Origin of the sequence: Actinokineospora sp. (assembly GCF_050699995.1) — a bacterium.
Taxonomy (GTDB): domain Bacteria; phylum Actinomycetota; class Actinomycetes; order Mycobacteriales; family Pseudonocardiaceae; genus Actinokineospora.
This window is the reverse complement of record NZ_JBOHGC010000317.1, coordinates 1-3,100: the sequence shown is the minus strand read 5'-3', so window position 1 is coordinate 3,100 and position 3,100 is coordinate 1. Positions and strand designations below refer to the sequence as shown.

Annotated in this window: 2 protein-coding genes; both read left to right on the top strand. The window is 73.5% G+C overall.

All coding sequences use genetic code 11. From position 1 onward, the window contains the following. Positions 1 to 749: M23 family metallopeptidase (locus ACRDSQ_RS15675; protein WP_431421914.1), on the top strand; the 749-nt coding region annotated here is incomplete at its 5' end. A 154-nt stretch (positions 750 to 903) separates the two neighbouring features. Next, the coding region (locus ACRDSQ_RS15670) for an ATP-binding protein (protein WP_431421913.1) at positions 904 to 3,100 on the top strand (2,197 nt) is incomplete at its 3' end.

The window sequence follows — 3,100 nt, the reverse complement described above, 5'->3', positions numbered from 1 at the left end:
GGTCCGACGCGTCCGGCGAGTGGGCGTTCGGCACCGCGGTGATCCCGATCCCCGGCGACGCCCGGCAGAAGCACGGCGCCCCGGAGGCCGGGATCTTCCTGGCCCGGCTCGACGGCCGCACGTGGCGCGTCGCCTTCGACGGCAGTCCGGAGTTCCGGGCGCTGGCGGCGAAGGCGCCCGAGTCCGTGTTGTCGGCGCAGGAGCGCGACCTGTTCACCCAGTCCCCGAGCGACTCCGCCGCCGCGGCCGCGGCGACCGGACTGGCCCTGCCCTGGTCGCAGGGCTCGGTCTGGCCGATGGGTGGCGGCCCGCACGGGTACAGCGGGAGCACCCGGCCGTTCAGCTCGCTGGACTTCGGCGGCCAGGGCAGCGTGCGCTCCGCGGGCCCGGGCAAGGTGTACAAGTCGTGCGTCAAGAACGGAAGTGCGCTGGTCACCGTCGTGCACAACAACGGATACCGGACGTCGTACTACCACATGACGAACCTGACCACCCTGGCCGACGGGGCGTCCGTGGACACGGGCACCTACCTCGGCGCGACCGGCACGGCGCTGCCGTGCGGCGGTTCCGCCAACGGCGCGCACGTGCACTTCAGCCTGCTCTCGGGCACGTCGTACGTGAGCGTCCACGGCAAGACGATCGGCGGCTGGACCTTCTATGAGGGTTCCACGGCCTACAAGGGCTATGCCGAGCGCAACGGCACGAAGGTGTACCCGGGCGGGAGGCTGACCAACTACGGCGTGAGCTGATCCGAAACCGTTCCGGCCCGTCCCTGGGGCGGGCCGGAACGCTTGCATGGCAATTTCTAGGTATACCTGATTAACAGTGACCCCTGGCTGTGGCCACTACGTAGCTACATCATCGTAGGCATCGCTCGGGCGGCTGATAAGAAGGTGAACCACGATGGCGGCTGCCAAGCTCGACCAGACCCACCCGGAGGCTTCGATCTCCGGCCGGGCCGCGGAACTCGACACGCTGGTGAGCGCGGTCGCCGAGGGGCACCGGCTCGTGGTGGTCGAGGGCGAGGCAGGCGTCGGCAAGACCCGGCTGGTGCGCGAACTGGTGCGCCACCCCGTGATCACCGGGCGCACGGTCCTCGAAGCGCACTGCCTGCCGGTGCGGACAACCCATCCGTACGGCGCGATCGTCGAGATGCTCGCGGGTGCGGTGGACGAGTTGCGCATGGTCGGGACCGTGCTCGCACCGATCACCGGAGCCCTGGCGCCGCTGCTTCCCGAACTGCGCGGGCTGCTTCCCGCGCACGAGGTCCCGCTGTCGCCGTCGGTCGCCCGGCACCAGGTGTTGCGGGCGGTGGCGGCGGTGCTCGACGCGCTCGACCGGCCGCTGCTCGTGCTCGACAACCTGCAGTGGGCCGACGAGGAGACCCTCGACCTGGTGCGGTTCCTCGCGCTGTCGCCGCGCAGCGCGGTGACGGTCGTGGCGGTGTACCGCGGCGACGAGATCAACGTCAACGACGTGCTGGAGCCCTATCGGGGTCGCGGCCACGCCATGACCCAGGTCGATGTGGGGCCGCTCACGGTGGCGGGTGTCGCGGAATTCCTCCACGCGTCCGGCGTGGGCGATGACCCCGACTTCGCCGCCGAGGTGCACCGACGTAGCGCCGGGGTGCCGCTGGTAGTGGAGGCGCTCGTACGCGAACTCGGCGACCACCCGCCGACGCCCGCCGGGCTCGACGAGATCGGGGTACCCGCGCGGGTCCGCGACGCCGTCGTGGAACGACTGGCCCAGCTGGGCAGACCCACCACCGCGGTGTGCCGCGCCGTCGCCGTGTTCGGCCGCGCGGCGGCTGAGGCTGACATCGCCGCGCTGTCCGGGCTGTCGGGCCGGGGCATGGCGGTCGCGCTGGAAGGCGCGCTGCACGCCCGGCTGCTCCACGAGACCGCCCACGGCCACTACGAGCTGCGCCACCCGATCGCCGCCCGGGCGGTGTACGACGCGATCCCCGGCCCGCGCCGCCGGGAGATGCACCTGCGGGCGATCAAGCGGCTCGGCGCGTCCGCCCGACCCGGTCTCGCGCTGCTGGCCCACCACTACCGCCACGCCGACGAACTGGACCGCTGGGCGGAGTGCGTGCTGGCCGCCGCGCGGGAGGCGGCCGACGCCGGGGTCCCGGCCGCGGGGATGCGGATCCTGGAGAACGCGCTCGACGACGCCGAACTGCCGGTCTCGGCAAAGGAGGCCGTCGCGCTGCGGCTGAGCCGCGAGATGCTGCAGGGCATCGCGACCCCGGCCACGATCGAGCGGCTGCGCACCGTCGTGCGGGACTGGCCGCTGCCCAGGGACGTCAGCGCCGAGATCCGGATGAACCTCGGCTTGGTGCTGGTCACCCAGGTCGGGCAGGTCGCGGCGGGACAGCGGGAGATCGAACGCGCGCTCACCGATCTGCCCCGCAGACGCGCGGTCCGCGCCCGTGGCATGGCGACCCTGGCGCTGCCGCAAGTCGGGTTCGTTCCGGTAGCCACGAACCTGCGCTGGCTGGCCCAGGCCGAGCAGGCCTGCGCGGGCACCACCGACAGCGAGGCCATCGCCGCCCTGAGCGCGAACCGGATCACGGTGCGGATGCAGATCGCCGACCCGGGCGCGTGGCAGGTCGTCGACACGCTGCCGTCGGCGCCCGCGACGCCGGCCCTGCGCCGCCAACTCGGTCGCACCCATGCGAACCTGGCCGACGCCGCGGTGTGGAACGGCCACTTCGGGCCCGCCCGGCACCACCTCGACGCGGCCGCCGCACTCGTCGACGACCGATCCGCGCCCTACCTCTCCTCGCTCGCGGCGGGCACCGAACTGCGACTGCGCGCCGCGACCGGGCCGTGGGACGGTCTCGCCGAGCAGGCCGAGCGGCTGGTGGCCGCGGTCGGGCAGATGGGGTACCTGGCCGCCGACGCGCTCCTCGTCCTCGGGTGGCTGCGGACTTGGCGTTCGCGCTCCGGCGACGCGCTGCGCACGCTGCGGGCGGCGACCGACGCCGCGCCAGGGCATGTGCCCATCGTCGTCACCGCGCACGCGGGCCGGGCGGCGATCCTGGCCGCCCGCGCGCAGGGCACCGCCGCCCGCGCGGAGGCGCTCGCCGGGCTGGACC